This window comes from Enterobacter adelaidei, from assembly GCF_041937165.1.
In the GTDB taxonomy this organism is placed as follows: Bacteria; Pseudomonadota; Gammaproteobacteria; order Enterobacterales; family Enterobacteriaceae; genus Enterobacter; species Enterobacter adelaidei.
This window is the reverse complement of record NZ_CP154353.1, coordinates 1,417,565-1,442,794: the sequence shown is the minus strand read 5'-3', so window position 1 is coordinate 1,442,794 and position 25,230 is coordinate 1,417,565. Positions and strand designations below refer to the sequence as shown.

At 53.2% G+C, this 25,230-nt stretch carries 27 protein-coding genes and 2 pseudogenes; 13 read left to right on the top strand and 16 right to left on the bottom strand.

All coding sequences use genetic code 11. The annotated features are described in order from the left end of the window. Positions 1–187: 187 nt before the first annotated feature. Both AAHF05_RS07000 and AAHF05_RS06995 read right to left on the bottom strand, forming a co-directional pair. Positions 188–1,018, bottom strand: coding sequence for an N-acetylmuramoyl-L-alanine amidase (locus AAHF05_RS07000; RefSeq protein WP_129323488.1), 831 nt, complete (start codon positions 1,016–1,018; stop codon positions 188–190). After that, entirely contained in the window at positions 1,015–1,338 is a 324-nt protein-coding gene (locus AAHF05_RS06995) for a heavy metal-binding domain-containing protein (RefSeq protein ID WP_023310944.1), read from the bottom strand. The genes AAHF05_RS07000 and AAHF05_RS06995 overlap by 4 nt, the downstream gene beginning before the upstream one ends. A gap of 97 nt (positions 1,339–1,435) precedes the next feature. Between AAHF05_RS06995 and AAHF05_RS06990 the strand changes: the two genes are divergently transcribed. The 6 genes from AAHF05_RS06990 (at position 1,436) to artJ (ending at position 5,956) form a co-directional block, all read left to right on the top strand. Next, a complete protein-coding gene (locus AAHF05_RS06990) occupies positions 1,436–1,954 on the top strand; it encodes a lipoprotein (protein ID WP_028019296.1) in 519 nt (172 codons plus the stop codon). A 226-nt stretch (positions 1,955–2,180) separates the two neighbouring features. Next, complete coding sequence (gene artP, locus AAHF05_RS06985) at positions 2,181–2,909, top strand: arginine ABC transporter ATP-binding protein ArtP (RefSeq protein ID WP_028019297.1); 729 nt, start codon at positions 2,181–2,183, stop codon at positions 2,907–2,909. A 19-nt stretch (positions 2,910–2,928) separates the two neighbouring features. Further along, complete coding sequence (gene artI / locus AAHF05_RS06980) at positions 2,929–3,660, top strand: arginine ABC transporter substrate-binding protein ArtI (protein WP_028019298.1); 732 nt, start codon at positions 2,929–2,931, stop codon at positions 3,658–3,660. A gap of 6 nt (positions 3,661–3,666) precedes the next feature. Then, positions 3,667–4,383 carry an arginine ABC transporter permease ArtQ gene (gene artQ, locus AAHF05_RS06975; RefSeq protein ID WP_129323489.1) on the top strand — a complete coding sequence of 239 codons (717 nt, stop codon included), beginning with the start codon at positions 3,667–3,669 and terminating at the stop codon, positions 4,381–4,383. Continuing rightward, positions 4,383–5,051 (top strand): arginine ABC transporter permease ArtM, encoded by a 669-nt coding sequence (gene artM / locus AAHF05_RS06970; RefSeq protein ID WP_028019300.1) that lies wholly within the window; start codon positions 4,383–4,385, stop codon positions 5,049–5,051. Before artQ ends, artM begins: the two co-directional genes overlap by 1 nt. Positions 5,052–5,224: 173 nt before the next feature. Beyond that, on the top strand, positions 5,225–5,956 hold the full coding sequence (gene artJ / locus AAHF05_RS06965; RefSeq protein ID WP_028019301.1) for an arginine ABC transporter substrate-binding protein ArtJ: 732 nt from the start codon (positions 5,225–5,227) through the stop codon (positions 5,954–5,956). Between the two features lie 42 nt (positions 5,957–5,998). On the opposite strand, the gene AAHF05_RS06960 is transcribed toward artJ, so the two are convergent. Together AAHF05_RS06960 and AAHF05_RS06955 are read right to left on the bottom strand one after the other, a co-directional pair. Beyond that, entirely contained in the window at positions 5,999–7,471 is a 1,473-nt protein-coding gene (locus AAHF05_RS06960) for a HAMP domain-containing sensor histidine kinase (protein ID WP_129323491.1), read from the bottom strand. Beyond that, a complete protein-coding gene (locus AAHF05_RS06955; protein WP_028019303.1) occupies positions 7,468–8,190 on the bottom strand; it encodes a response regulator transcription factor in 723 nt (240 codons plus the stop codon). The genes AAHF05_RS06960 and AAHF05_RS06955 overlap by 4 nt, the downstream gene beginning before the upstream one ends. A gap of 144 nt (positions 8,191–8,334) precedes the next feature. On the opposite strand from AAHF05_RS06955, the gene AAHF05_RS06950 reads away from it, so the two are divergent. The 3 genes from AAHF05_RS06950 to AAHF05_RS06940 are packed head-to-tail and all read left to right on the top strand — an operon-like array spanning position 8,335 to position 9,986. After that, the gene (locus AAHF05_RS06950; protein WP_049005434.1) at positions 8,335–8,931 is read left to right on the top strand and encodes a cytochrome b/b6 domain-containing protein; all 597 of its coding nucleotides are present in this window, start codon (positions 8,335–8,337) and stop codon (positions 8,929–8,931) included. 9 nt (positions 8,932–8,940) lie between these two features. Then, a complete protein-coding gene (locus AAHF05_RS06945) occupies positions 8,941–9,711 on the top strand; it encodes a molybdopterin-dependent oxidoreductase (protein ID WP_128347884.1) in 771 nt (256 codons plus the stop codon). A 29-nt stretch (positions 9,712–9,740) separates the two neighbouring features. Then, positions 9,741–9,986 (top strand): pentapeptide MXKDX repeat protein, encoded by a 246-nt coding sequence (locus tag AAHF05_RS06940; RefSeq protein WP_028019306.1) that lies wholly within the window; start codon positions 9,741–9,743, stop codon positions 9,984–9,986. A gap of 42 nt (positions 9,987–10,028) precedes the next feature. Here AAHF05_RS06940 and rlmC read toward each other — a convergent pair whose 3' ends face one another. From rlmC to nfsA, 9 genes are all read right to left on the bottom strand, one after another. Further along, complete coding sequence (rlmC, locus tag AAHF05_RS06935; protein ID WP_129323492.1) at positions 10,029–11,156, bottom strand: 23S rRNA (uracil(747)-C(5))-methyltransferase RlmC; 1,128 nt, start codon at positions 11,154–11,156, stop codon at positions 10,029–10,031. A gap of 40 nt (positions 11,157–11,196) precedes the next feature. Further along, complete coding sequence (locus AAHF05_RS06930) at positions 11,197–11,715, bottom strand: YbjO family protein (RefSeq protein WP_129323625.1); 519 nt, start codon at positions 11,713–11,715, stop codon at positions 11,197–11,199. A gap of 20 nt (positions 11,716–11,735) precedes the next feature. Then, positions 11,736–12,581, bottom strand: a complete 846-nt coding sequence (potI, locus tag AAHF05_RS06925; RefSeq protein WP_023310934.1) for a putrescine ABC transporter permease PotI — start codon at positions 12,579–12,581, stop codon at positions 11,736–11,738. Further along, complete coding sequence (gene potH / locus AAHF05_RS06920; RefSeq protein ID WP_028019309.1) at positions 12,578–13,531, bottom strand: putrescine ABC transporter permease PotH; 954 nt, start codon at positions 13,529–13,531, stop codon at positions 12,578–12,580. The genes potI and potH overlap by 4 nt, the downstream gene beginning before the upstream one ends. A gap of 10 nt (positions 13,532–13,541) precedes the next feature. Beyond that, entirely contained in the window at positions 13,542–14,675 is a 1,134-nt protein-coding gene (gene potG / locus AAHF05_RS06915) for a putrescine ABC transporter ATP-binding subunit PotG (protein WP_129323626.1), read from the bottom strand. Positions 14,676–14,777: 102 nt separating this feature from the next. Continuing rightward, the gene (potF, locus tag AAHF05_RS06910; protein ID WP_049005430.1) at positions 14,778–15,890 is read right to left on the bottom strand and encodes a spermidine/putrescine ABC transporter substrate-binding protein PotF; all 1,113 of its coding nucleotides are present in this window, start codon (positions 15,888–15,890) and stop codon (positions 14,778–14,780) included. A 351-nt stretch (positions 15,891–16,241) separates the two neighbouring features. Next, positions 16,242–16,718 (bottom strand): YbjN domain-containing protein, encoded by a 477-nt coding sequence (locus tag AAHF05_RS06905; protein WP_014169308.1) that lies wholly within the window; start codon positions 16,716–16,718, stop codon positions 16,242–16,244. 63 nt (positions 16,719–16,781) lie between these two features. After that, entirely contained in the window at positions 16,782–17,684 is a 903-nt protein-coding gene (rimK, locus tag AAHF05_RS06900; RefSeq protein WP_129323493.1) for a 30S ribosomal protein S6--L-glutamate ligase, read from the bottom strand. A 69-nt stretch (positions 17,685–17,753) separates the two neighbouring features. Next, entirely contained in the window at positions 17,754–18,476 is a 723-nt protein-coding gene (gene nfsA / locus AAHF05_RS06895; RefSeq protein ID WP_129323494.1) for a nitroreductase NfsA, read from the bottom strand. Between the two features lie 184 nt (positions 18,477–18,660). Here nfsA and AAHF05_RS06890 point away from each other — a divergent pair, with 184 nt between their 5' ends. Continuing rightward, complete coding sequence (locus tag AAHF05_RS06890; RefSeq protein ID WP_014883149.1) at positions 18,661–18,930, top strand: GrxA family glutaredoxin; 270 nt, start codon at positions 18,661–18,663, stop codon at positions 18,928–18,930. Positions 18,931–18,960: 30 nt separating this feature from the next. Here the strand turns inward: AAHF05_RS06890 and AAHF05_RS06885 are convergent, their stop codons facing one another. After that, positions 18,961–19,332, bottom strand: a complete 372-nt coding sequence (locus AAHF05_RS06885) for an inner membrane protein YbjM (protein WP_028019314.1) — start codon at positions 19,330–19,332, stop codon at positions 18,961–18,963. Between the two features lie 273 nt (positions 19,333–19,605). Here AAHF05_RS06885 and AAHF05_RS06880 point away from each other — a divergent pair, with 273 nt between their 5' ends. The 3 genes and pseudogenes from AAHF05_RS06880 to AAHF05_RS06870 form a co-directional block, all read left to right on the top strand. Beyond that, a complete protein-coding gene (locus AAHF05_RS06880) occupies positions 19,606–21,291 on the top strand; it encodes an aspartate:alanine antiporter (RefSeq protein ID WP_028019315.1) in 1,686 nt (561 codons plus the stop codon). 1,261 nt (positions 21,292–22,552) lie between these two features. Then, the gene (gene tnpA, locus AAHF05_RS06875) at positions 22,553–23,062 is read left to right on the top strand and encodes an IS66-like element accessory protein TnpA (RefSeq protein WP_164989090.1); all 510 of its coding nucleotides are present in this window, start codon (positions 22,553–22,555) and stop codon (positions 23,060–23,062) included. A 133-nt stretch (positions 23,063–23,195) separates the two neighbouring features. Further along, a pseudogene (locus AAHF05_RS06870) lies at positions 23,196–23,303 on the top strand (transposase domain-containing protein); the annotation flags it as partial. A gap of 50 nt (positions 23,304–23,353) precedes the next feature. Here AAHF05_RS06870 and AAHF05_RS06865 read toward each other — a convergent pair. Both AAHF05_RS06865 and AAHF05_RS06860 read right to left on the bottom strand, forming a co-directional pair. Continuing rightward, entirely contained in the window at positions 23,354–24,196 is an 843-nt protein-coding gene (locus tag AAHF05_RS06865) for a WcbI family polysaccharide biosynthesis putative acetyltransferase (RefSeq protein WP_049005424.1), read from the bottom strand. Positions 24,197–24,770: 574 nt separating this feature from the next. Then, positions 24,771–25,219 (bottom strand): annotated as a pseudogene (locus AAHF05_RS06860) (replication endonuclease); the annotation flags it as partial. Positions 25,220–25,230 lie beyond the last annotated feature (11 nt).

Sequence of the window (25,230 nt, the reverse complement as noted above, 5' to 3'; positions counted from 1 at the left end):
ATATTCTCAAGGAGAAAATAAAGGACGAGTACGTTATATTTATTTGCTGCATTACTTAGCAAGCTATGTGTCTATCTTAAATCCGGATAATTTTAAGTCAATTAACTAAAAATGAATTGAGTTTGTACTTAAGATTAATCTCAAGCAATTCAGCATAAACAGGCGCATTCGGGGGCAATCCGAAGGATTATCCCTGCCCGTATGTCTCTAAAAGTGCTTCTGCAATGGCCATCGTTTCGATATCCGCGACACCGTTCCACAGATCGGGCCGGAAATGCATCTGGAAGACCATGATGATGCGTTTTTGCTGCGCCGGCGTACTGTCTGCCGGTACTTCATAGCCATAACGCGCAAGGAGATCGAGTAACGCGGGAGTATCCACCTGCTGATAGCGCGGACGCCCGTTCATATAGAACGCAACACGTGCGGGATCGGGCCATGCGCCGATGCCTTGCTGGGCCAGTTGCCGCCACGGAAACAACGGACCGGGGTCATCTTTACGCTGCGGCGCGATATCCGAATGGGCCACGACATTTTCAGGTCTGATGTTGTAGCGGGCAATAATGTCTTTGGCGAGCGGCACCAGCGCCGCGATCTGCGCAGGTTCAAAAGGAGTAAAGTGCTTAACGCCAGACCTCTTTTGCCAGCCACGGTTTTCCAGCTCAATGCCGACAGATGTATCATTGATACGGTTAGTACCCCGCCAGAAGCTAATGCCTGCATGCCAGGCCAGCTCGCTCTCGGGCACCAGTTGCCAGATGCGCGGTTTTCCTTTCGGTGCCGGTGGCTTTGCAGGGATCAAATAGTGAGAGCTGACGTTTTTATCCGTTAGCGTGGCGAGCGAGCTGTCAAAATCATCCGCGGTGTAGTGGATCACCAGCACCTTGATGCGCGGGTAAGCCGCCTGCGCCTGATGCCGGGTATCCAGCTCGTAGGCACCTTTATCAATAATCCCTTTTTCAGCGGTGCACCCTGCCAGCAACAGCGCCAGCAGGAGCGCCGTAAGCGAACGCGTCATCGAAGAGTTTTCACCGCCGTACCGCTTACGCTCACCATCAGCATGCTGGCATCTTTCCCGACCGTTTCGTAGTCGATATCAATCCCCACGACCGCATCCGCGCCGAGCGCTTCCGCCTGCTCGCCGAGCTCTTTAAAGGCGATCTCGCGCGCTTTGCGCAGCTCTTTTTCGTATGCGCCAGAGCGTCCACCCACGATATCGCGGATGCCGGCAAAAAAGTCACGGAAGATGTTGGCACCGAGAATCGCTTCACCGGTGACCACACCGCAGTACTCGGTAATGGTCTGCCCTTCCAGGGTTGGCGTTGTTGAAAACTGCATATTTTATCTCCTTCTTTAGCGTTCAATGCCTTAGGCACAGCATTATCGGTTCGTTACGCTATGATTGAAAGGATAGTTAATAAATAAGGAAATCAACATGCGCTATTCTGCTTTAACACTTTTCGTGCCCTGCGCGCTGGTGCTCAGCGCCTGTACCACCACGGTCACGCCAGCCTTTAAGGATATCGGTACCCGCAGCGGCCCCTGTATTGATGGCGGCCCGGACACCGTGGCGCAGCAGTTCTATGATTATCGCATTCAGCACCGCAGCAACGATCTCACCGGCCTGCGCCCGTATCTGAGCGATGGGCTGGCAAAATTGCTGAACGACGCCACCCGCGATCCGCAGCACAACGCGCTGTTGAAATCCGATCCGTTCTCCAGCCGCGCCACGCTGCCTGACAGCGCCGAAGTGGCCAGCGCGTCAACTATTCCGAACACGGATGCGCGAAACATTCCGCTGCGCGTGAAGCTGACTCAGGGTACTCAGACCTGGCAGGATGAAGTGCTGATGATCCGTGAGGGTCAATGCTGGGCGGTGGACGACGTACGCTACGTCGGCGGCAGCGTTCATGCCCCGGCAGGCACGCTGCGTCAGTCGATTGAAAACCGTTAAACCATCCGATACAAAATTGTAACCCCCGAAAAATGTGCGGCATTTCATTCGGAATGCCGACATTTATACTCGCCGACCTTGCCGTTCGCTATTTTGTGCTATGTTTAAGAGGAAATACGGGTTATATTTAACTTTTAACGCAGAAATATTGCATAACTATTCTGTCAACGGTACTATCTGCGGCCTCAATTGCTATAGATTGCCTGGATGAGTAAAGACTGCCCCGATGAGTATTAAACTAAACGGCATTAACTGCTTCTACGGCGCACACCAGGCGCTGTTTGACATCACGCTGAACTGCCCGGAAGGCGAAACGCTGGTTTTGCTTGGCCCAAGCGGTGCAGGTAAAAGCTCCCTTCTGCGTGTCCTTAATCTGCTTGAAATGCCACGTTCAGGTACGCTGGCAATCGCCGGTAACCATTTTGATTTCGCGAAGACCCCGTCAGATAAAGCGATTCGCGAGCTGCGTCAAAACGTCGGCATGGTCTTCCAGCAATACAATCTCTGGCCGCATCTGACCGTGCTGCAAAACCTGATTGAAGCCCCGTGCCGTGTGCTGGGGTTAAGCAAAGATCAGGCGATTGCGCGTGCCGAAAAACTGCTGGAGCGTCTGCGTCTTAAGCCTTACAGCGACCGCTATCCGCTGCACCTTTCTGGTGGGCAACAACAGCGTGTGGCGATTGCTCGTGCGCTGATGATGGAGCCTGCGGTACTGCTGTTTGATGAGCCGACGGCGGCGCTGGACCCGGAAATCACCGCCCAGATCGTCAGCATCATTCGTGAGCTGGCGGAAACCAATATCACTCAGGTCATCGTAACCCACGAAGTGGAAGTGGCGCGCAAAACCGCCAGCCGCGTGGTGTACATGGAAAACGGTTATATCGTCGAGCAAGGTGATGCGAGCTGCTTCTCCAACCCGCAAACCGATGCCTTCAAAAACTATTTATCTCATTGATTGTGTCAGGGGAAATATAATGAAAAAAGTATTACTTGCCGTGCTGCTTGCTGGCGTTACCCTTTCCGCTACCGCAGCCCAGACCATTCGTTTCGCCACGGAAGCGTCCTACCCTCCGTTTGAGTCCATGGATGCCAGCAACAAGATTGTGGGCTTCGATGTGGATCTGGCGAACGCTCTGTGTAAAGAGATCGACGCAACCTGTACCTTCAGCAACCAGGCGTTCGATAGCCTGATCCCAAGCCTGAAGTTCCGCCGTATCGACGCTGTGATGGCCGGAATGGACATCACCCCTGAGCGCGAAAAACAGGTGCTGTTTACCACCCCTTACTACGACAACTCCGCCCTGTTCATTGGTCAGAAAGGGAAATTCACCTCTGTTGATCAGCTGAAAGGCAAGAAAGTCGGTGTACAGAACGGCACCACGCACCAGAAATTCATCATGGATAAACATCCGGAAATCACCACTGTTCCGTATGACAGCTACCAGAACGCGAAGCTGGACCTGCAAAATGGTCGTATTGATGGCGTCTTTGGTGATACCGCTGTGGTGACCGAGTGGCTGAAAGCCAACGACAAGCTGGCACCAGTGGGCGACAAAGTGACCGATAAGGATTACTTCGGCACCGGTCTGGGGATTGCCGTTCGTCAGGGCAACACTGAGCTGCAGCAGAAATTTAACGCTGCGCTGGAAAAAGTGAAGAAAGACGGCACCTACGAAACCATCTACAAAAAATGGTTCCAGAAGTAATTCCTGATGAATGAAATTTTTCCTTTAGCAAGTGCCGCCGGGATGACCGTCGGCCTTGCCGTTTGCGCACTGATTATCGGCCTTGTGCTGGCGATGTTCTTCGCGGTGTGGGAATCAGCAAAATGGTTCCCCGTCGCCTGGGCAGGCTCCGCGCTGGTCACTGTGCTGCGTGGACTACCGGAAATTCTGGTGGTCCTATTTATCTATTTCGGTTCCTCACAGCTGCTGTTAATGCTGTCGGACGGCTTCACCATTAATCTTGGCGTTGTGCAGATCCCGGTGCAGATGCAAATTGAGAATTTTGACGTTAGCCCGTTCCTGTGCGGTGTCGTTGCCCTCTCTCTGCTCTACTCCGCCTACGCGTCGCAAACGCTGCGCGGTGCGCTGAAAGCGGTACCGCAGGGGCAATGGGAATCCGGTCAGGCGTTAGGCTTGTCGAAGTCAGCCATCTTCTTCCGTCTGGTGATGCCGCAAATGTGGCGTCATGCCCTGCCGGGGCTCGGTAACCAGTGGCTGGTGCTGCTGAAAGATACCGCTCTGGTGAGCTTGATTAGCGTAAATGATTTGATGCTGCAAACCAAAAGCATCGCCACCCGTACTCAGGAGCCGTTTACCTGGTACATTGTGGCGGCAGCTATCTACCTGGTGATTACGTTGCTCAGTCAGTACATCCTCAAGCGTATTGACCTGCGTGCGACGCGCTTTGAACGGAGACCAGGCTGATGCTTGAATATTTTCCCGAGTTGATGAAAGGGCTGCACACCAGCCTGACGCTGACCGTGGCGTCCATCATCGTGGCGCTGATCCTGGCCCTTATCTTCACCATCATCCTGACGCTAAAAACGCCGGTGCTGGTGTGGATTGTGCGCGGCTACATCACCCTGTTTACCGGTACGCCGCTGCTGGTGCAGATCTTCCTGATTTACTACGGGCCCGGCCAGTTCCCGTCGCTGCAGAACTACCCGGTTATCTGGCACCTGCTCTCTGAGCCGTGGCTGTGTGCCCTGATTGCTCTTTCGCTGAACAGTGCTGCCTACACCACCCAACTGTTCTACGGGGCTATCCGCGCTATTCCTGAAGGGCAATGGCAGTCGTGCGGGGCGCTGGGCATGAGCAAGAAAGACACGCTGGCGATTTTGCTGCCGTACGCCTTTAAGCGCGCGCTCTCCTCGTACTCCAACGAAGTGGTGCTGGTGTTCAAGAGTACCTCTCTGGCCTACACCATCACCCTGATGGAAGTGATGGGTCACGGACAGTTGTTGTACGGACGCACCTATGACGTGATGGTATTTGGTGCCGCAGGCGTGGTGTATCTGGTGGTTAACGGTCTGTTGACGCTGATGATGCGTCTGATTGAGCGTAAAGCGCTGGCATTTGAGCGCAGAAATTAACCACGCGAATGCATAAAACGGTATTCATGGAGCGGGTAACCTGATGGGTTATCCGCTTTTTTTTACAACAGACATAATATTTAATCATTTTTATTGCATACAAATTCATTAACTGGCATTGTACATCCAGGCCGCAGACACGGCGCATAAATAAGACAGACGGGAGCATTACAATGAAAAAGTTAGTTCTGGCCGCATTACTCGCCACCTTCGCCGCTGGCGCATCCGCTGCGGATAAAATCAATTTCGGCGTGTCCGCCACCTATCCGCCGTTTGAATCGCTGGATGCCAGTAACCAGATCGTCGGTTTCGATATCGATCTGGCAAAAGCGCTGTGCAAACAAATGCAGGCCGACTGCACCTTTACTAACCATGCTTTTGACAGCCTGATCCCGTCGCTGAAGTTCAAAAAATACGACGCGGTGATCTCCGGGATGGACATCACGCCTGAACGCAGCAAGCAGGTCGCGTTCACCGACCCGTACTACGCCAACTCGGCGGTGGTGATTGCGAAGAAAGGTGCTTATAAATCCTTTGACGAACTGAAAGGCAAACGCATTGGGATGGAAAACGGCACCACGCACCAGAAATACCTGCAGGACAAACATCCTGAAGTGAAAACCGTGGCCTACGACAGCTACCAGAACGCGATTATCGACCTGAAAAATGGCCGTATTGATGGCGTGTTTGGTGACACTGCCGTGGTGAACGAGTGGCTGAAAACTAACCCGCAGCTGGGTACCGCAACCGAGAAAGTGACCGATCCACAGTACTTCGGTACCGGTCTGGGCATTGCAGTACGTCCGGATAACAAAGCGTTGCTGGAAAAACTGAACGGCGCCCTGAAAGCAATTAAAGCGGACGGCACCTATCAGAAAATCAGCGATCAGTGGTTCCCGCAGTAAGTATTTTTGCCGGGTGATGGTTTCGCCTTACCCGGCAATTTCTTACAACGGCACAAAGAACCGGAAACGTGCCCCGCTCACCGAATCCATCAGCCTGATCCCTCCCCCATGCAGCTCCAGCATTCGCTTCACAATCAGCAAGCCTAATCCGCCGCGATTCTCCCGCGATGCCTGCGGGTTTAACGCAGAAGGACGCTGAAACAGATCGTCACGCAATGCACGCTCGATACCTGAGCCACTGTCCGCCACCTCAACCTGCAGAAGCCCATTCTCCTGCCAGACCTTAAGCAAAATCTCGCCTCCTGCCGGGGTATGGCGAACGGCGTTATCCAGCAAATTCGTGACCACCCGCTCAATCATCGACACATCGGCATACACCAGCGGCAGCGGGCCAGGGACGTCTATATGCATTCGCAACTGCCTTGTCTGTGTGGTCAGCTCGAATTTTTGCGCCACATCTGAAATCAATTCAGCCATGGCAAAACGTTCGCGCTGCGGTTTAATCCCCCCATGCTCAAGGCGCGCCAGTTCAAACAGCTGTTGCGAGAGATGGCGCACTTTCTGCCCCTGACGCAGTGCGATAGCCAGGTATTGATTCTGCTCCTCGGCACTCAACGTGGCGGACTTAAGCGAGAGGGTTTCGAGATACCCCAGCAGCGAAGTCAGCGGCGTGCGAAGATCGTGAGAGATATTGGCGATAAACTCCCTGCGCTGACGGTCACCGTCAGCCAGCTGATCCCATTGTGAAGCAATCTTGCGCGATAACTCGATAAACGTGTTACGAAGCAGTTCAACTTCGTTTTCAGGAGCCAGATTGACCGGCCGGGCGGCCAGACTTTTTATGGCGCTGATGCTGTCCTGCTCAAGGTCATTTACCTCGCTGGTTAACTGTTCCACTGGACGGGTAACCCATTTTTTGACCAACCACCAGGCCAGCGAGCCAAAGAGTAATGCCAGTAAAAGCGATCCTACGATAGCGTCGGTCAGGGCCTTGTGCCACGCGGTGTTCGCCAGTGCATTCAGGTCTTCGCCCTGGAGAATAATATACAAGTAGGAGTGCAGATTGCCGTTCAGGAGGATCGGCGCCACGCTGAACACCTTACGTTGATCCAGACTTCGTGGATCATCGCCATACACAGGGAAAGCAGCCCCGGATAAATAGTTGTTTAACGGGGTAAGATCGATCGTTTGACGCTTCATGTGCCCGACCGGGGCCGCGTCTGCCACAATATGTCCCTGAGGCGACACCACATAGAGTTCAACGCTGGGATTAAGCGTCATCAGACGATCGAACAGCGATTTGAGATTCTCAGTGTTTGCTTTACCCTGGTTATCAAGAAGCGGTTCACTGTTAACTATCTGCTGCGCCAACCCCGCTGACAGACGTTGCACCATGGCATCGCCGTACTGCTTACTGCTATAAAGCTGCACGCCACATGCCACAAACATGCATAAAACAAGCGTGGCGCTAAAAAGAAGTGACAGGCGCTGGCTTAAGGTTAAGTGGCTTATCATGCGTGGGGCTCCGCTTTTTCGACGGCAAATTTGTACCCTTTCCCCCACACCGTCAGGATGATATCTGGCTCTGCGGCATCTTTTTCAATTTTGACGCGCAGACGGTTAATGTGCGTATTTACCGTGTGCTCGTACCCTTCATGCTGGTAGCCCCAGACATGATCCAGCAACGATAAACGGGAGAACACCTCGCCCGGATGACGGGCAAACCAGTAGAGCAAATCAAACTCACGCGGGGTCAAGTCAATGGTTTCCCCCCGCAGGCGAACCTCTCGTGCCAGGGGGTCAATTTCCATGCCGTGACAGCGAATAATACCCGCCTCCAGACGAAGATTTTGCCCCATCGCTTCCTGACGTCGAAAGAGCGCCTTGACGCGAGCAATCAGCTCCAGAACGGAGAACGGTTTAGGCAGATAATCGTCAGCCCCCATCTCAAGACCCAGTACCCGGTGCGTCTCGCTGGTGCGAGCGCTGATGATAATGACGGGCAGATAGCGGGTCATCTGGCGGATACGGCGACAGATCTCCAGCCCGTCCACGCCAGGCAGCATCAGATCGAGAATGACCGCATCCCAGTGCTGTTTTTCCAGTTGGAGCAGCGCACGTTCGCCATCGGCTTCGTGCACAATCTCAAAACCTTCATCTTTTAAGTTCAGGCTCAGGAAGGCGGCGATATCGCTATCGTCCTCCACCAGCAATATTTTCTTTGCGTTACTCATGACCCACATCCACGCCGTTTCATTACAGTTGAGCTTACCTAATAACGCCCGCCGGAGTTATCACATTTTATTTAAACTTCCGTGAGGATGTGGTGACCGAATTTATCTTAGGATTTGACCACGCAATGGAATAACGAGGTCACCATGTCTCTGCCAACAGCTGTTATTCATCCCCTTTGGGTCAGGGTGTGTCACTGGATTAATGCCCTCGCCATGGCTGGCATGGTATTCAGCGGATGGCGAATTTATAACGCCTCGCCGTTGTTCCCATTCACTTTTCCGTCCTCTTTCACGCTGGGAGGCTGGCTGGGCGGCGCGCTGCAGTGGCACTTCGCCATGATGTGGGTTTTAGGTATTAACGGCCTGATCTACTGCACGTTAGGTATTGTCACCGGGCGCTTTGCACGCACCTTTTTCCCTTTGTCTGTTAAGGGGTTGCTCAAGGATATGGCGCTGGCCCTGCGGGGAAAACTGCAGCATGCCGATCTCAACCACTACAACATGGTGCAAAAACTGGCCTACTTGCTGGCCATATTAACCGGCGTAATGCTTGTGCTTTCCGGGCTGGTTATCTGGAAATCCGTTCAGTTTCCGCTTTTACGTGAACTGTTGGGAGGCTATGACACCGCACGTTACATCCACTTCTTTTGTATGTCCTTCATTGTCGCGTTTGTCGTGATCCACCTGCTTATGGTGCTGCTCGTTCCTAAAACATTACTGGCAATGCTGCGCGGTCGCTAAGGGTATCTCATGAAAAAACCAACCTTTCTCTCTTCCCGCGACGCGGAATATCTGGTCAAGGACGCCGAAAAATCCGTAAACGCACGGCGACGTCACTTTCTTAAACAGGGGCTGACGTTAGGCGGGATTATGCTGCTTACAGGCTGTGACCTGAGCGACAACGCCAGTGTTGAAACTGCACTTTCACGAATGTCGCGCTTTAACGATCGTGTCCAGGGTTTCCTGTTCAGCGACCGTCATCTGGCACCTGAATATACCGAAAGCGACATCACCCGCCCTTTCCCGTTTAACGCCTTTTACGATCGCGACCAAATTCCGCAGGTCGACGGCCGGGATTATCAACTCGCCATTCGCGGCCTGGTGCGAGACACCCGCAGCTGGTCCCTGCCTGAGTTGTATCGTATGCAGCAGGTAAACCAGATCACGCGCCATATTTGCGTGGAAGGATGGAGCGCCATTGGCCGTTGGGGTGGAATCCCCTTCCGCCATTTTCTGCAGGCGATCGGTGCCGACACCCGCGCCAAATACATCAGCTTCCGCTGCGCGGATGATTACTACACCAGCATTGATATGGCGACCGCGTTGCACCCGCAAACGCTGCTCGCCCTGACCTGGGATAACCAAATCCTCCCTCCTGAGTACGGTTATCCCATGAAGCTCCGAATTCCGACCAAGCTGGGATACAAAAACCCGAAGCATATTCAGGTCATTGAAATCACCAATCGCTTCCCTGGCGGCTACTGGGAAGACCAGGGTTACAACTGGTTTGGTGGCAGTTAATACAACAACGTAAACGACGAGGAAATACCATGAAAAAAATGATCATTGCGGCAACCGTGCTTTCGGCTCTGTTTATGGCAAACGTGCAGGCGGCAGACTCCATGAGCAAAGAGACGATGGCAAAAGACAACATGTCCCAGCCACACGATAAAATGTGTAAGGGCGACATGTGCAAGGACGCCATGAAGAAGGATCACATGGGGAAAGACAAAATGGGCAAAATGGACAACATGAAAAAGGATGAGATGGGTAAAAAAGACGCCATGAGCCAGTAAGTCTCATCGCAGCCGGAGGCACCCGCCCTCCGGCTGCTTCACTTATTGCTTAACGAGTAGCGTCAACACTTCATAGTGCGCAGTGTGCGGGAACATATCGAAAAGCTGAACGCGCTCAATGCGGTAACCCGGCAAATGCGCAATATCTTTCGCCATCGTCTGCGCGTTGCAGCTTGAATAGACGATGTAATCCGGTGCCATCTGGCTCAGGTAATCGCATAGCGCTTGTCCGATGCCACGGCGCGGCGGGTTTACCAGTACCAGCTCTGGCACATTACCCTGCCCGGTCGCGAACTGCGTAGAGTCCAGCGCCTGGAAGTGCAGATTCGTTAACCCCAGCTCAGCGGCGGACTGTCTGGCGCAGGCAATCGCCTCAGCAGAGATCTCAATCCCGGTAAGCTGCATCTCAGGCGTGGCGCAGTGCAGACCAAATCCCCCCACGCCGCAGAACAGATCCCACATATGATGGATGTTTAACGCCCGAACCCAGTCGCGCGCGGTGGCGTACAGCGCACTGGCGACAGTCGGGTTGGTCTGGAAGAAGCTTTGCGGGCGGATCCACAGCGGCACACCGTTGAAATTCTCCGCCAGCGCGTGCTGTTCGGTGAAGAAGACCTCTTTTTCCCCTTCCATGATCGCCATATGCACCGGCTGAATATTTGCCGTAATGACCTTGAGCTGCACAAGCTGTTCCTGCAACCACGGCAGCGCCGCGCGAAGCTGTTCCAGCTTGGTTTCGGAACGCAGCACGAAACGCAGCATCATGCCGCCGTCAATCTGGCTTTCCGTCAGCAGAAGGTATTTCAGCTCGCCGCGCTTGCGGGCGACGTTGTAAGGCGTTAACCCGGCCCGCGCAATAAACGGTTTGAGTGCCGCAAAGACGGGCTCAAATGAGGCGGGGTAAAGCGGGCAGTCAGTTAAATCTTCCGGCGTGCCGTCGCGGTGCAGCATCCCCAACAGCGGTTTTTCTACGCTGCCGCTGACCACCATTTTGGCTTTGTTGCGAAAGCCCTGCTCCGGGCCGCTGACGGGTGCGCACCACTCGTCCACCGCGTGTGCTGCCAGCAGCTGTTGCAGGTCGGCCATTTTGGCGGTGAGTTGTTGAGAGACCGGCTGTTCTATCCACTGACAGGAGCGGCAGCGACCGGCGTCATAGAGTGCGCACTGCATATGAAAACCTTAAAAATCACGAGGGCTGCGATTATACACATTATTGCAGGCGGAAGAACCGCCGACTGGAAGCCGGAATAAACAGCAGGAACAGAACCAGTATGTCCGGCAGTTTTTGCATAAACAGCGCGCGCAGGATTTCGCGTTTGGATTCACCGGCAATGCTGAACAGCTCCGGGTAGCCATAGCCCAGCGAGGCGGCCCACAGATAGCTGGCGGCGGTAATTTGCGTCAGCAGATAGACCCAGCGCGCCCAGTTGCGTCCTTTCACCAGCGAAAAGGCGCAGTAGATCTCGATAAACACCAGCACCAGGCTGCTCAGAAAGACCAGCGTCAGATTCCACGTCTGCACGCTGCGGTGAATAAATTCACCAATGCCGCGCGCGCCCAGGGTGTTCAGAATCATCAGCACATCCAGGCAGCGGATCATAATAATGGCGAGCGCCGCCACCTGAACCAGCGCAGGAACGTTTGGACGAGCGTGCGTAAGACGTGATTTCTTTAATAATCCCAATGTTTTACTTCCCTGAAAAACAGTGCCGCGTCGTACGCGGCACATCACTGGAAATTTTAAATCCTTCAGCCGCGTCTTGCACGCTGGATATCACGCACACGCTGTTTTTCCGCGCGCGCCATCAAATACCAGGCGATAAATCCGACAATTCCGACCACGCCAAGAATAATCGAGGCCAGGGCGTTGATTTCCGGGTTCACCCCCATGCGCACGCTGGAGAAGACCAGCATCGGCAGCGTCGTCGCCCCCGGGCCAGAAACAAAGCTGGCGATAACCAGATCGTCGAGCGACAGGGTAAACGCCAGCAGCCAGCCCGAGATCACCGCTGGCATAATCATCGGCAGGGTGATGATGAAAAAGACCTTCAGCGGCGTCGCACCAAGATCCATCGCCGCCTCTTCAATGGAGCGATCCAGCTCGCGCAGACGCGAGGAGATCACCACCGCCACGTATGCGGTACAGAAAGTGACGTGCGCCAGCCAGATGGTGAGCATCCCGCGATCAGCCGGCCAGCCGATGGCATGCGCCAGCGCCACGAACAGCAGCAGCAACGCCAGACCGGTGATCACGTCCGGCATAACCAGCGGGGCGGTGATCATAAAAGCAAAGCCGTTCGAACCGCGAAAACGCCCGAAGCGCACCATCACCAGTGCAGCGATGGTCCCCAGCACCGACGCCATGGTTGCGGCCAGCGCAGCAATCGTCAGGCTCAGCCCCACCGCGCTCATCATCGCATCATCGTGGAACAACTCGCTGTACCAGCGCGTCGACCAGCCAGCCCAGACCGTCACCAGTTTGGAGCTGTTGAAGGAGTAGATCACCAGCATCAGCATTGGCGCATACAGGAAGGTAAAGCCAATCACCAGGATCGCAATTCGCCACGGGGAGCGCACTACCGGTAAGTTGTTCATCCGTGGTCTCCCATCTGTTTCTGCTGATGCTTGTGGAACCACATGATCGGCACGATCAGCAGGAGTAACATCACTATTGCCACCGCAGACGCCACCGGCCAGTCGCGGTTATTAAAGAACTCTTGCCACAGCACACGACCAATCATGATGCTGTCCGGCCCGCCGAGCAGTTCCGGGATCACAAACTCCCCCACCGCCGGAATAAAGACCAGCATCGACCCGGCAATAATCCCGCCTTTGGTCAGCGGGACGATCACACTGAAGAAGGTCTTCAACGGGCGCGCGCCGAGATCGAGCGACGCTTCCACCAGCGAGTAATCAATACGCGTCAGCGCCGTATAAATCGGCAGCACCATAAACGGCAGATAGGCGTAAACAATGCCGATGTAGACCGCGAGGTTGGTGTGCAGGATCGTCAGCGGCTGATCGATAACTCCGAGCCACATCAGGAAGTTATTCAGTACACCGTTGTTTTTCAGGATCCCCATCCAGGCGTAAACGCGGATCAGGAACGAGGTCCACGACGGCAGGATCACCAGCAACAGCAAAATGTTACGCGTCGACGGCTTACTGTGCGCCACGGCCCAGGCCAGCGGGTAGCCCATCACCAGACAGCAGATCGTCGAAATCGCCGCCACCTGTAACGACTGTAAATACGCTTCGAAATAGAGCGGATCGTCCGTCAGCTGCAGGAAGTTGCCGAGATTAAGCGTCAGCGTGAGCTGCCCGTCGGCCCAGTCCAGCAGGTTGGTATAAGGCGGGATCGCCCGCGCCATTTCTGCGAGGCTTATCTTGAAAACAATCAGGAACGGCAGCAGGAACAGCAGGATCAGCCACACGTATGGCATGGCGATCACCAGCTTGCGACCGTGGTTCATCTGCATACGCGCCAGCCAGTTCGCAAAACCACCCGTTTTTTCTGCGCGGGCTGGAGGTTCTAGTGTACTCATGGGCCGCTCCTTATACCGTCAGCACAACGCAACTGTCAGCATCCCAGCACAGGCGCACTTCGTCACCCCAGGTCGGCTGCCCCTTGCGATAGCGATGTTCGTTCTGCAACTGAGCGCTGAGCATCTGTCCGCTTTTCAGACGCACATGGTAGATGGAAAGATCGCCCAGGTAGGCAATATGCACCACTTCACCGACGGCAAAGTTATAGCCATCGGCAGGGGGATCCTCACAGAGCATGATTTTCTCCGGGCGCAGCGCGACGTAAACCGGCACGTTATCCACCACCGAGTTATCCGGATCGACCTTAAGCGGGTGTTGCAGCCCCGGTGATTCAATGACCAGTCCATCTTCCTGGCGGTCTTTCAGCAGCCCTTCGAAGACGTTGACCGAGCCAATGAACTCCGCGCTGTAGCGGGTAGTCGGGTGCTCATAAATCTCTTCCGGTTCGCCAATCTGCACGAACTTCCCACGGTTCATGATGGCGATACGCCCGGCCATGGTCATTGCCTCTTCCTGGTCGTGGGTCACCATCACGCAGGTCACACCCACACGTTCGAGGATATCCACCACTTCGAGCTGCATACGGTCGCGCAGTTTTTTATCCAGCGCCCCCATCGGCTCGTCGAGCAGCAACAGTTTAGGACGTTTTGCCAGACTGCGGGACAGGGCGACACGCTGACGCTGACCGCCAGAGAGCTGGTGCGGTTTACGCTTCGCGAACTCCTGCATGTGAACCAGGCTCAGCATCTCGGCCACACGCGCGGTAATTTCGGCTTTCGGCAGTTTGTCCTGCTTCAGACCAAAGGCGATGTTCTGCTCCACCGTCATGTGCGGAAACAGCGCGTAGGACTGGAACATCATGTTAATCGGGCGCTGATACGGCGGCACGCTGGAGAGATCCACGCCATCCAGCACAATCTGCCCGGCAGTGGGCTGTTCAAAACCGGCCAGCATACGCAGCAGGGTCGACTTACCGCAGCCTGATGCTCCCAGGAGGGCAAAAATTTCACCTTTGTAGATCGTCAAATTGACGTCGTCCACGGCATGCTGGCCATCGAAAGATTTGGTGAGGTTACGAATTTCAAGAAGCGGGGTCAGCGCTTTACGGACTTTCGCCTGCGGGCGGGGGATCGCGTCATTCACGGGGTGCTCTCCGGCAGAAATCAAATCATGGTGCAGGCGCACCATAACGGTGCGCCTGTTGCCGGGGGCGCTGTGCTTGCCCGGCCTACAACTCACGGGTAATTACTTACCGCTTTTCACCTTGGTCCACGCACGGGTACGTACGCGGTCAATTTTTGGGTCCTGAACTTTCAGGGTAAACAGCTTGGCGAACACATCCGCAGGCGGATAGATAGCCGGGTTATTGCGGATCTCTTCACTGACCAGCGGCACGGAAGCCTTGTTACCGTTCGCGTAGTAGACGTGGTCACTGATATGGGCGATGACGTCAGGACGCATCAGGTAATTGAGGAACTGATAGGCTTCATCTTTGTTTTTCGCATCGGCTGGCATCGCGAAGACGTCAAAGAACGCCAGCGCCCCTTCTTTCGGAATGAAATAGGAAACGTTCACGCCGTTTTTCGCTTCTTTCGCGCGGTTCGCCGCCTGCCACACATCGCCCGCCCAGCCAATCGCGACGCAGATGTCGCCGTTTGCCAGGTCGTTGATGTACTGGGACGAGTGGAAGTAGCGAATGTTTGGACGCAGCTTCAGCAGCAGATCGGTCGCCGGGCCGGTGTAGTCGTCAGCCTTGTTGCTGTTCGGATCTTTGCCCAGATAGTTCAGCACGGTGGCGAAAATCTCTTCCGGCGCATCGAGGAAGGAGACGCCGCAGCTTTTCAGCTTCTCAAGGTTTTCCGGCTTCAGCACCACGTCCCAGCTGTCCAGCTTGACGTCCGGGCCCAGCACCGCTTTGACTTTATCAACGTTGTAGCCGATACCGGTGGTCGCCCACAGGTAAGGCATGGCGTATTTGTTGTCCGGGTCATGCTTCGCCACCAGCTTCAGCACTTCCGGATCGAGGTTTTTCCAGTTCGGTAACTTGCTCTTATCCAGCGGCTGGAAGACGCCTGCCGTCAGCTGACGCTCCAGGAAGCTTGCAGAAGGCACCACAAGATCAAACCCGGTGCTGCCCGCCATCAGTTTTCCTTCCAGCACTTCGTTGGAATCGAAAACGTCGTAGACCACTTTAATGCCGGTCTCTTTTTCAAAATTCGCCACCGTGTCCGGCGCGATATAGTCAGACCAGTTGTAAACGTGCAGCGTTTTTTGTTCCGCAGCGAGCGTGCCGGCAGAGACGGCCATCAGAGCACCCGCAACCAGACCCGATAACCATTTTTTATTCAAGGCGATCATATCTTTATTCCTTCTGAAAGCTCGTTAACAAACGAACTAAAACTGTGCAATCTGAAGATATGCAATAATCATGCATAGTTTGTCGCTCTGCCTAAAATAAAAAGAAACCTCTTTACCCGGCAGCTTCCGCTCGCTTTTTTAAGCATCGCAAGAATAACTGTAGCCCGTGTCTCCGGCTATAGCCCAGACGAAAAAACGCCTTTTATCAATTTTTTATGCAGGTTATGTCTACGTGATAAGCCGAAACGGCCTTGAGGGAGGTGAAAAATTCTTTAAAGAAAGGTTAAAAGCAGCAGAAAAAATGGCCTTCTGCAGCCGCTATGGCAGCGACTGCGCAAAAGTCAGACAGGCTTAGTGAAGAAAATTGGGAGATGCATCATTATTCTCTGCATCATCTTCCGCGCTATACAGCAGATGATGTGCATTGGCTTCCATCATTACCATGGAAATTTGCTCTTCACTCAAGCGCATAAACCATGAGAACTGTTTGAACGACAGCCCTGCACCGGAGAATAAAGACTGGCAAACGACCAGTTTTGGCAGATTATCATCCTGTATATCGAGAAATGCCTTCACGGTCAAAGAACTAGCATTGATGGCCGACAGGTCGGAGGCCAGCGCCAGCAGCGCAGACGGCTTCACTTCAGCCAGCGCAGAGAAAAGAATCACGTCGTTAATGAGATCGATTTTGGCATCAAAAATGCCATCGAAATTCTGCATATGAGGCAGATGCAGCGCCTGGCAGGAATCGCATTCGAAGAACGTAATCCCGGCATCATCAAGCCATTGACGTAACGTATCCAGTGTTGGAACGACCTGTAAATCCATCGCTGTGCAGCCTCTTTAATAAAAACTTCGCATAGATTACGCAAAAAGTGGGTTCAATTCCATTTAACCGCCCGTTTTCAGACAGTAGCCCGGCGTCGCATGACGTTCGATCCATGAGATCATTTTACCCGCGATATTGACCCCTGTGGTTTTTTCCACGCCTTCCAGCCCCGGCGAGGCATTCACTTCCATGACCAGCGGTCCACGCGTTGCTCGCAGAAGGTCTACCCCCGCCACGTCCAGCCCCAGGGTTTGTGCCGCTTTCACCGCAATTTCCCGCTCGCGCTCGCTGATATCCGCCACCCGCGCAACGCCGCCACGGTGCAGGTTTGAGCGGAAGTCGCCCTCTTTTGCCTGGCGCTCTATGGCCGCCACCACCTCGTTCCCCACCACGAAGCAACGAATGTCGCGACCTTTGGCCTCTTTGATGTATTCCTGCACCAGAATGTGGGCATTCAGCCCCCGGAAAGCATCAATGACGCTTTCTGCCGCCTGGCGTGTTTCCGCCAGCACCACACCAATGCCCTGCGTGCCTTCCACCAGCTTGATCACCAAAGGTGCGCCGCCCACCATATCGATCAGATCGCTGGTGTCGTCCGGTGAGTGGGCAATCCCCGTAACGGGGAGATCGATCCCCTGCCGGGCGAGCAGCTGTAACGAGCGCAGCTTATCGCGGGCGCGAGAAATGGCGACGGATTCATTGAGCGGATAACTGCCCAGCATCTCGAACTGGCGCAGCGCGGCGGTGCCGTAATAGGTTATCTGGGAGCCGATGCGGGGGATCACCGCATCAAAATGCGGCAGCTTGCGGCCTTTGTAGTGAATCGACGAGGCGGCCGGATCAATGTTCATATAGCAGGACATTGGGTCGAGGATCTCAACCTGATGTCCGCGTTTCGCCGCCGCTTCTCGCAGACGTTTACATGAATAGAGCGTTCCATCCCGGGACAAAATGGCAATTTTCACCCTGCACCTCTCTAAAGACATGGAAAAAGCCTGCATATCATATACGCAGGCAGGCGCAGGAGGAATGGACTATCGCGTCGCCCAGCCCTGTTTATGCAGATAATCGAGAATAAACGGACGGTTTTCTTTGATGATGGTGCGACGAATATGGTCACTCCAGGTATCGCGGCGGTTATTGCTGCCGCGCGTCATATAGTAGTTCGCAAGTTCTTCATCGTATTGCGCCAGGACAACCTGATCGACAGGTTGATAGTGATTTTCATGCACCAGCATGGCGGCAGGAATACGCGGCTTCAGATCCGGGTTATCCGCTGGCCAGCCGAGGCACAGGCCAAACAGCGGCAGAACGTGTTTTGGCAGCTTCAGCAGTTCGGTGACGCTTTCGATGTTATTACGCAGGCCGCCGATGTAGACACCGCCTAACCCCAGCGATTCCGCCGCCGTAAAAGCGTTTTGCGCCATCAGCGCGGTATCCACCACGCCCAGCAGCAGCTGTTCTGCCAGCCCCAGCTCCGCCTCAGGGCAGATCTGCAGGTGACGGTTAAAGTCGGCGCAGAACACCCAGAACTCCGCCGCCTGGGCCACATGCTTCTGTCCGCCCGTAAGCGTGACCAGTTGTTCCCGCATGGCCGGATCGGTAATGCGGATAATAGAGCTGCACTGCAGGAAGCTAGAGCTGGAGGTCGCCCTTGCGCTGTTAATAATGGCTTCGCGCTGCACCTCGGTAATCGGTTCATTGGTAAAATGGCGAATGGAACGGTGGGATGTGAGCAGGTCTATGGTTGGCGTCATTTTGTCTCTCTTTGTCTTGCTTAATTCGCATGGCAGCCAGTATAGGCAATGATTGTCACAGTGTAATTGGCGAAACATAGCCTGACTGTATCAAAGCGACAGGCGAAACCTTCTTTAATGGCGGCAGGTTATCGGGCACTATATATGTTATTCGCCGTCAGGCTTGTTTTTTGAGGAGAGAGAAATGTTTGCAGTAATTTTTGGTCGTCCAGGGTGCCCTTACTGTGTGCGCGCGAAAGAGTTGGCTGAGAAACTGACCGCAGAGCGCGATGATTTCAACTTCCGCTACGTTGATATTCACGCGGAAGGCATCACGAAAGCCGATCTGGAAAAAACCGTCGGTAAGCCGGTTGAAACCGTCCCGCAGATCTTCCTCGATCAGAAACACATAGGCGGTTGCACAGATTTTGAAGCTTACGCCAAAGAGCATCTTGGCCTGTTTGCTGAGCAGTAATACCTGAACGCCCTCACCTTGAGGGCGTTTTTATTTGGTGTGCCGCCGGTGTATCAGACTGCGCACAAACAGATAGCACAACGCGCCAAGGGCGCACCAGAACACACCGCTCAGCAACCACGCCAGCTCCTGCCAGAAACTTCTCACGGGAACAAACAGCAAGCGCATCAGCAGCAGACACAGCGGTGCTGCAAGCATTGCACCCAATAGCGGTTTCACCACCTCCCCTTTACGGGAGAGAAAGCTGGCGGCCGCGCCCGGCAGAGTGAAAAAGAGTAAACCCAGCTCCGGATGACCCGACGCCCTGAATGCCCCTTTCACATTAAAAGCAAGCGACATGCACACGACCGTGAACAGCAAAAAGCAGCTGATCACCCCCGCCCAGTTTCGTTTAATGTTCAAACAATCCTCCTGACTTATCTCTATCAAATACACATTCGTCGGGTAGACGCCCAGTCAGATAAAGCAATGCGGCAATCCTTGCCAAAGTACGCACAGGGTGATGCGATAATCAGTAGCTGTCAGTAGCTAATACGATTAAACTACACGCCAGCTAATGTTTTAGGGAATAAAGCAGGAAACAGGGAGCGTTAACGCCTTTCCCTGACCCAGAAAACAGTAGCCCAAAAAGCCCTTTCATTCAACAACTTACTGGTAAACAAGAAGTTAGCCTCCGTGAATATAAACGTCGCAGACTTGTTAAATGGGAATTACATCCTGTTATTATTTGTTGTACTCGCGCTGGGCCTTTGCCTGGGTAAATTGCGCCTGGGGTCGGTTCAACTTGGTAATTCCATTGGCGTTTTAGTCGTATCATTAATATTAGGTCAGCAGCATTTCAGCATTAACACGGACGCGCTCAACTTAGGTTTTATGCTGTTTATTTTTTGTGTTGGTGTGGAAGCGGGTCCCAACTTTTTTTCAATTTTTTTCCGCGACGGCAAAAATTATCTGATGCTGGCGCTGGTCATGGTCGGTAGCGCACTGCTGATCGCGTTAGGGCTGGGTAAACTGTTTGGCTGGGATATCGGGTTAACGGCCGGTATGCTGGCAGGTTCGATGACCTCTACGCCAGTGCTTGTCGGTGCAGGTGATACCCTGCGCCATTCCGGCATGGCTGGAGCACAACTCTCTACCGCCCTCGACCACCTGAGCCTGGGCTATGCCCTGACTTATCTGATCGGTCTTGTGAGCCTGATTGTGGGCGCGCGCTACCTGCCGAAACTGCAACACCAGGATCTACAGACCAGCGCCCAGCAAATCGCCCGCGAGCGCGGCCTGGATACCGATTCCAAACGTAAAGTCTATCTCCCGGTGATCCGTGCCTACCGCGTCGGGCCAGAGCTTGTGGCATGGGCAGACGGGAAAAACCTGCGCGAGCTGGGCATTTACCGCCAGACCGGTTGTTACATCGAACGTATTCGACGTAACGGCATTCTGGCGAACCCGGACGGCGATGCGGTGCTGCAGATGGGCGACGATATCGCACTGGTGGGTTACCCAGATGCTCACGCCCGTCTTGACCCAAGCTTCCGTAACGGCAAAGAGGTATTCGACCGCGATCTGCTCGACATGCGTATCGTCACCGAAGAGATCGTGGTGAAAAACCATAACGCCGTCGGCCGTCGTCTGGCGCAGCTGAAGCTGACCGACCACGGTTGCTTCCTCAACCGCGTGATCCGCAGCCAGATTGAGATGCCTATCGACGACAACGTCGTACTCAATAAAGGTGATGTTCTGCAGGTCAGCGGCGACGCCCGCCGCGTGAAAACCGTTGCTGACCGCATCGGCTTTATCTCCATTCACAGCCAGGTCACCGACCTGCTGGCCTTCTGCGCCTTCTTTATCGTTGGCCTGATGATCGGGATGATCACCTTCCAGTTCAGCAACTTTAGCTTCGGCATCGGTAACGCCGCCGGTTTGCTGTTCGCCGGGATCATGCTGGGCTTCCTGCGAGCGAACCATCCGACCTTCGGCTACATTCCGCAGGGCGCGCTGAATATGGTGAAAGAGTTCGGCCTGATGGTCTTTATGGCGGGTGTCGGCTTAAGCGCGGGTAGCGGCATTGGCCACAGTCTGGGTGCCGTCGGCTGGCAAATGTTGGTTTCCGGGCTGATCGTCAGCCTGGTGCCGGTTGTCATCTGTTTCCTGTTCGGTGCCTACGTGCTGCGCATGAACCGTGCCCTGCTCTTCGGAGCCATGATGGGTGCCCGTACCTGTGCGCCAGCCATGGAAATTATCAGTGACACCGCGCGCAGCAACATCCCGGCGCTGGGCTATGCGGGCACTTACGCTATCGCTAACGTACTGCTGACGCTGGCAGGTACGCTGATCATTATCATCTGGCCTGGACTCGGATAACTCCCAAGTTTGCGCATAAAGAAAAAATTTTCGTTATGCGCAGAACTTTTTGATCAGGGGGCAGTCATAACTAGTGCCACTGCTTTTCTTTGATGTCCCCAATTTGTGGAGCCCATCAACCCCGCCGTTTTGGTTCAAGGTTGATGGGTTTTTTGTTGCTTAAAATAAGATACCTTTTAAATCAGGTTGTTAGAGTGATACTTAGATGTCAGTGGCGACAAAATGGCGGCAAAGAACGCAAGTGTATATCCCTGATTTAGTATCGAGCATTGTTGTATCGGGAAAAATTCGCACTATTGACCACACTGAAGCCATCAAAATCTGGAAAAGTGTTAGTAAGCGAATATCAAAGGTTTTCTCAAGCATTTTCAAAAATTGTCTTTTTTTTTCTTGGTGTTATCCCAAATGCTATGAACGCACCACTCTCCTTGCTTAGAACTAAGCTCCCATTCGATCATGACTAACGACGCTATATAGAAACTGTGCAGATTGCTCTGCAATTCTCTTTGTTACTACAGGTGGTTGCCAGATTGTTGGAAAGATATCGTGCTCTATTTTCTCCCCTGGTGGAAAAGCGTCGTTGTAAGCACTATTTTCCGAGTTGCCTTCAAGACCAAGAATTGCCCCTTCGTTTACACCAAACAAAAGACCAGTTACATCTGGTTCTGACCCGCTCTGTCATTGGCTTTGCGGGTTTTTCTTTTCCAGCCACATTACTGGACTTAGGAACTGTCCATTGACATAAAAATAAATTTATTCAACATTATCAATTAATTATAAAAAGCACTTAGATCGTTTTTGATCCATAAAATTGAAAAACACTGAAATTCCTTTCAATCTTTTCAGTTTGTGGTTTCCGCAAAGTCGCTAGTGCTGGCGCTGCCCGGCGCGGTGGTTTGTAGAAAAATAAAACTGAAAAATTTTTATGATCCAAAAACCGCAGGCGGGTGCGGTGTAGTGCGATTTTTGTCTGCGAAAGAATTTTTTTGCCATGCTGTGACGCTCTCAGCGCCGCGCAGTAGGCACGATCTATTTCGGTTGATGCGTAGAGACTCCTAAGAGGATGGAGGCGGCAGAATGCCACTGATGGCGTATGGTGCAGCCACGAAAAATTTATTAGTTGGGCATGAAACCCGGCATGGTACAGAGGGCAAAAAAAAACGCATTTCGCTGGTTATGTTCGTAAGCGTCTCGTTCACACCGTCTTCCATTTCTGGCCGTGTTTCCTACCATGGACACTTTCGCGAACATGGACACTACCGTGGACAGAAACACGCCTTATACCAGTAGACCCTTGATCACTACTGCACTCAGCCTGCGGTTTAACGACGCCCTGACCTACCGGGAAATCGCTGAGCAACTGAACATCAGCACTTCCGCCACGCATAAAATGTTCAAACGTTTTCGCCGCACGGGTATCAACTGGCCATTGCCGGAGGATTACACGCCTGAGCGCCTCGAAGTGGAGCTTTACGCCTTCAACCTTGAAACAAACCTGCCTGTCAAAAAACGCCGTCCGGACTGGCCGCTGGAGTTCAAAATCCGCATGGCGGAGCTGAGTCTGCAGCCGGGTGCCTGCGTGGCAGAGCTGGCGCGGGAAAATGGCGTTAACGATAACCTGGTGTTTAACTGGCGGAACCTGCATCGCCAGGGACTACTGGACCCTGCCAGCAGAGCCACTCTATATTCCGGTCACTGTGGAGCCGCTTCCGCCGCCATCCAGACACAACGGGGCCGCTTCATCAGACCAACCACCGGTCATCAGTTGTAAGCTGATACTGCCGGGCGGCAGCCTCAGCCTGACGGGACCACTGACGCCGGAGCTGCTGCACGTACTGGTCAGCCAACTCAGGGAGGGTGAGGCATGATTAACTTTCCGGCTGGCTCGCGCATCTGGCTGGGGCGTTGAACCCGAGGCGTGGCTGCGTTACGTCATACGTCATATCCAGGACTGGCCGGTGAACCGGGTCAGCGACCTGCTGCCCTGGAAAGCCGACCTCGCATCTGCATAATCATCTATACGGTCTGTATATGAAGCTTAAGGATATAAATGAGAATGGAGTCATATATTAGTGAAGCCATCTTTGAGGGATTGATAATACGCTGATTTCAATAAATTACGTGTGAGATCGTTCTTTTCTTGGCTTTCAAAAAAAACATAATTAATTTTAGCAGCAAGAGTAAGTCCACTCTGACGCATCATAAAATAAGATGTATCTCCTGAACCCAGAGTCGGTGCGATGTAGTTGAGTAACATGTCGTTACCCTGCAGAGAAAATTTTTCAGTAATATTATAGGTTTTACGATATATGGCACTGAGCAGTACCGCAAGATTTTCGTTATTAGGATGACTTATAGTTGAATAACTTCCCGTATTTTCACTCAGGCTGCGAAAATAATCACCAGAATAATCAAAATACACTTTGCCCTGCTTGAAAAGATTTTTATATTTTTTGGCATCGTTTTCAAGCATAGACAGTTGCTTCTTTTCAGAGAACTCTGCCTGATGGTAGCATTTGACAGCATGGGTGACATCGTTACCGCTCAGATAAAGATGCAGAAAACGGTAATCTACATAAACCATCATGTCGGGCAAAGGTAAATCATAATACCCTAGCTGGGAGCATGAAACTCTGGACTCCAGAGTAGGCAAGACAGTCAGATCAAAATATTTACTGAGCGTTTCCGTGGAAAACCCCCTCCATCTTTCAGAATGGTACTGCATAAAAATCGCATCACACTGCTCAATTTCATGATAAAAATTTACCAAGTCTCTCTTTTCATCAAGCTTGTAGACAGGAGTATTGTATACGTAAGTAAACTTATCTTCATGAAGAGCGGTATGATTTTTTATCAAATCACCTAAAACTTCTAACTGACAGTTTCCAATTAAGGCTAGTTTCATGAACCTGTTCCTTCCAGTTTGCCGGTAAGCCAATGGTATGCCTCAGGCAGTCGAGTCAATGGCGAAAAAAAAGCGCCTGTTAAGCTTTATTCGTACCGATTGGCAACCAGGGCCTGACAGATTTTCTAATCTTGCAATGTCAAGAAGGTCACTATGTAACGCTTACGTTATGTTCTGGGTAGGTTTACTGGCCAATAACTGGGGAGTATTTTCCGTTAAGCGTTTCCGCTTTCGTTCCGGTGTTCCGGATGGCTCCCGCGTTGGTTGGTGCTCCTGTATTGCTGTGCGTGTGGCTTGCCGTTTACTCTGCCAGCTCTTTCACCACGTCCAGCATCAACTGTGCCACGTTGATGGTGCCAGAACCAATCCACACCACCGGGGCGATTATCTGCTGCTGAACGGCCGCCACGCTTTTACGTATCTGCCCGATTTTCTCGATCAGGTCTTTTCCCGTTGTAACTGACTGGCTCCCGGCTATGTCCGTTTCATCATTGCCGCGGATACTCGCCACGCGGTTATTGACTGCCTGGCTGTAATCACCCATGCATACCTGCTGAATGGCTCCGGCCATCAGCGTGGATGACCCTTTAGCGGGATCGATAGGCTCAACATGAAAACGCGCCTTAGGCGCGTTGGGGGTTTGAAGTTCTTCTGAATCGGCAATCCTGGCGTGATAGCAAAGGATATCGCGCACCGCCTCAACGTCATGCGGCCGTATAAACAGCAGCATATGCCAGTGCGGTGTCCCGTCATGGTGTGACTCCACCACGCGAAAACCAAAAACATGAAAACCGGCACGGGAGATCGCTGCGCGTACTTTTGCCCAGACGTTGCATAAATAACGCTGCGTGTCCCGTGGGCTGAATCCGTTCCACTGAGACACAAAGCCGCCCTTACTGTGTACAGCGTTATAACGTGAAGGCGCAGTGATTGTGTAAAATTCGCCAGCCAGCCCTGTTCATTGGCGATATCTTCAAACCCACGCATACGTACCATCAGTTCGCAGCGACGAATGGCCGGGTTTTGGAATGCGT

Excerpts from the sequence above, each read along its gene's own strand:
- AAHF05_RS07000 (WP_129323488.1), bottom strand. The coding sequence starts at position 1,018 with ATGACGCGTTCGCTTACGGCGCTCCTGCTGGCGCTGTTGCTGGCAGGG.
- AAHF05_RS06995 (WP_023310944.1), bottom strand. The coding sequence starts at position 1,338 with ATGCAGTTTTCAACAACGCCAACCCTGGAAGGGCAGACCATTACCGAG.
- AAHF05_RS06990 (WP_028019296.1), top strand. The coding sequence starts at position 1,436 with ATGCGCTATTCTGCTTTAACACTTTTCGTGCCCTGCGCGCTGGTGCTC.
- artP (WP_028019297.1), top strand. The coding sequence starts at position 2,181 with ATGAGTATTAAACTAAACGGCATTAACTGCTTCTACGGCGCACACCAG.
- artI (WP_028019298.1), top strand. The coding sequence starts at position 2,929 with ATGAAAAAAGTATTACTTGCCGTGCTGCTTGCTGGCGTTACCCTTTCC.
- artQ (WP_129323489.1), top strand. The coding sequence starts at position 3,667 with ATGAATGAAATTTTTCCTTTAGCAAGTGCCGCCGGGATGACCGTCGGC.
- artM (WP_028019300.1), top strand. The coding sequence starts at position 4,383 with ATGCTTGAATATTTTCCCGAGTTGATGAAAGGGCTGCACACCAGCCTG.
- artJ (WP_028019301.1), top strand. The coding sequence starts at position 5,225 with ATGAAAAAGTTAGTTCTGGCCGCATTACTCGCCACCTTCGCCGCTGGC.
- AAHF05_RS06960 (WP_129323491.1), bottom strand. The coding sequence starts at position 7,471 with ATGATAAGCCACTTAACCTTAAGCCAGCGCCTGTCACTTCTTTTTAGC.
- AAHF05_RS06955 (WP_028019303.1), bottom strand. The coding sequence starts at position 8,190 with ATGAGTAACGCAAAGAAAATATTGCTGGTGGAGGACGATAGCGATATC.
- AAHF05_RS06950 (WP_049005434.1), top strand. The coding sequence starts at position 8,335 with ATGTCTCTGCCAACAGCTGTTATTCATCCCCTTTGGGTCAGGGTGTGT.
- AAHF05_RS06945 (WP_128347884.1), top strand. The coding sequence starts at position 8,941 with ATGAAAAAACCAACCTTTCTCTCTTCCCGCGACGCGGAATATCTGGTC.
- AAHF05_RS06940 (WP_028019306.1), top strand. The coding sequence starts at position 9,741 with ATGAAAAAAATGATCATTGCGGCAACCGTGCTTTCGGCTCTGTTTATG.
- rlmC (WP_129323492.1), bottom strand. The coding sequence starts at position 11,156 with ATGCAGTGCGCACTCTATGACGCCGGTCGCTGCCGCTCCTGTCAGTGG.
- AAHF05_RS06930 (WP_129323625.1), bottom strand. The coding sequence starts at position 11,715 with ATGTGCCGCGTACGACGCGGCACTGTTTTTCAGGGAAGTAAAACATTG.
- potI (WP_023310934.1), bottom strand. The coding sequence starts at position 12,581 with ATGAACAACTTACCGGTAGTGCGCTCCCCGTGGCGAATTGCGATCCTG.
- potH (WP_028019309.1), bottom strand. The coding sequence starts at position 13,531 with ATGAGTACACTAGAACCTCCAGCCCGCGCAGAAAAAACGGGTGGTTTT.
- potF (WP_049005430.1), bottom strand. The coding sequence starts at position 15,890 with ATGATCGCCTTGAATAAAAAATGGTTATCGGGTCTGGTTGCGGGTGCT.
- AAHF05_RS06905 (WP_014169308.1), bottom strand. The coding sequence starts at position 16,718 with ATGGATTTACAGGTCGTTCCAACACTGGATACGTTACGTCAATGGCTT.
- nfsA (WP_129323494.1), bottom strand. The coding sequence starts at position 18,476 with ATGACGCCAACCATAGACCTGCTCACATCCCACCGTTCCATTCGCCAT.
- AAHF05_RS06890 (WP_014883149.1), top strand. The coding sequence starts at position 18,661 with ATGTTTGCAGTAATTTTTGGTCGTCCAGGGTGCCCTTACTGTGTGCGC.
- AAHF05_RS06865 (WP_049005424.1), bottom strand. The coding sequence starts at position 24,196 with ATGAAACTAGCCTTAATTGGAAACTGTCAGTTAGAAGTTTTAGGTGAT.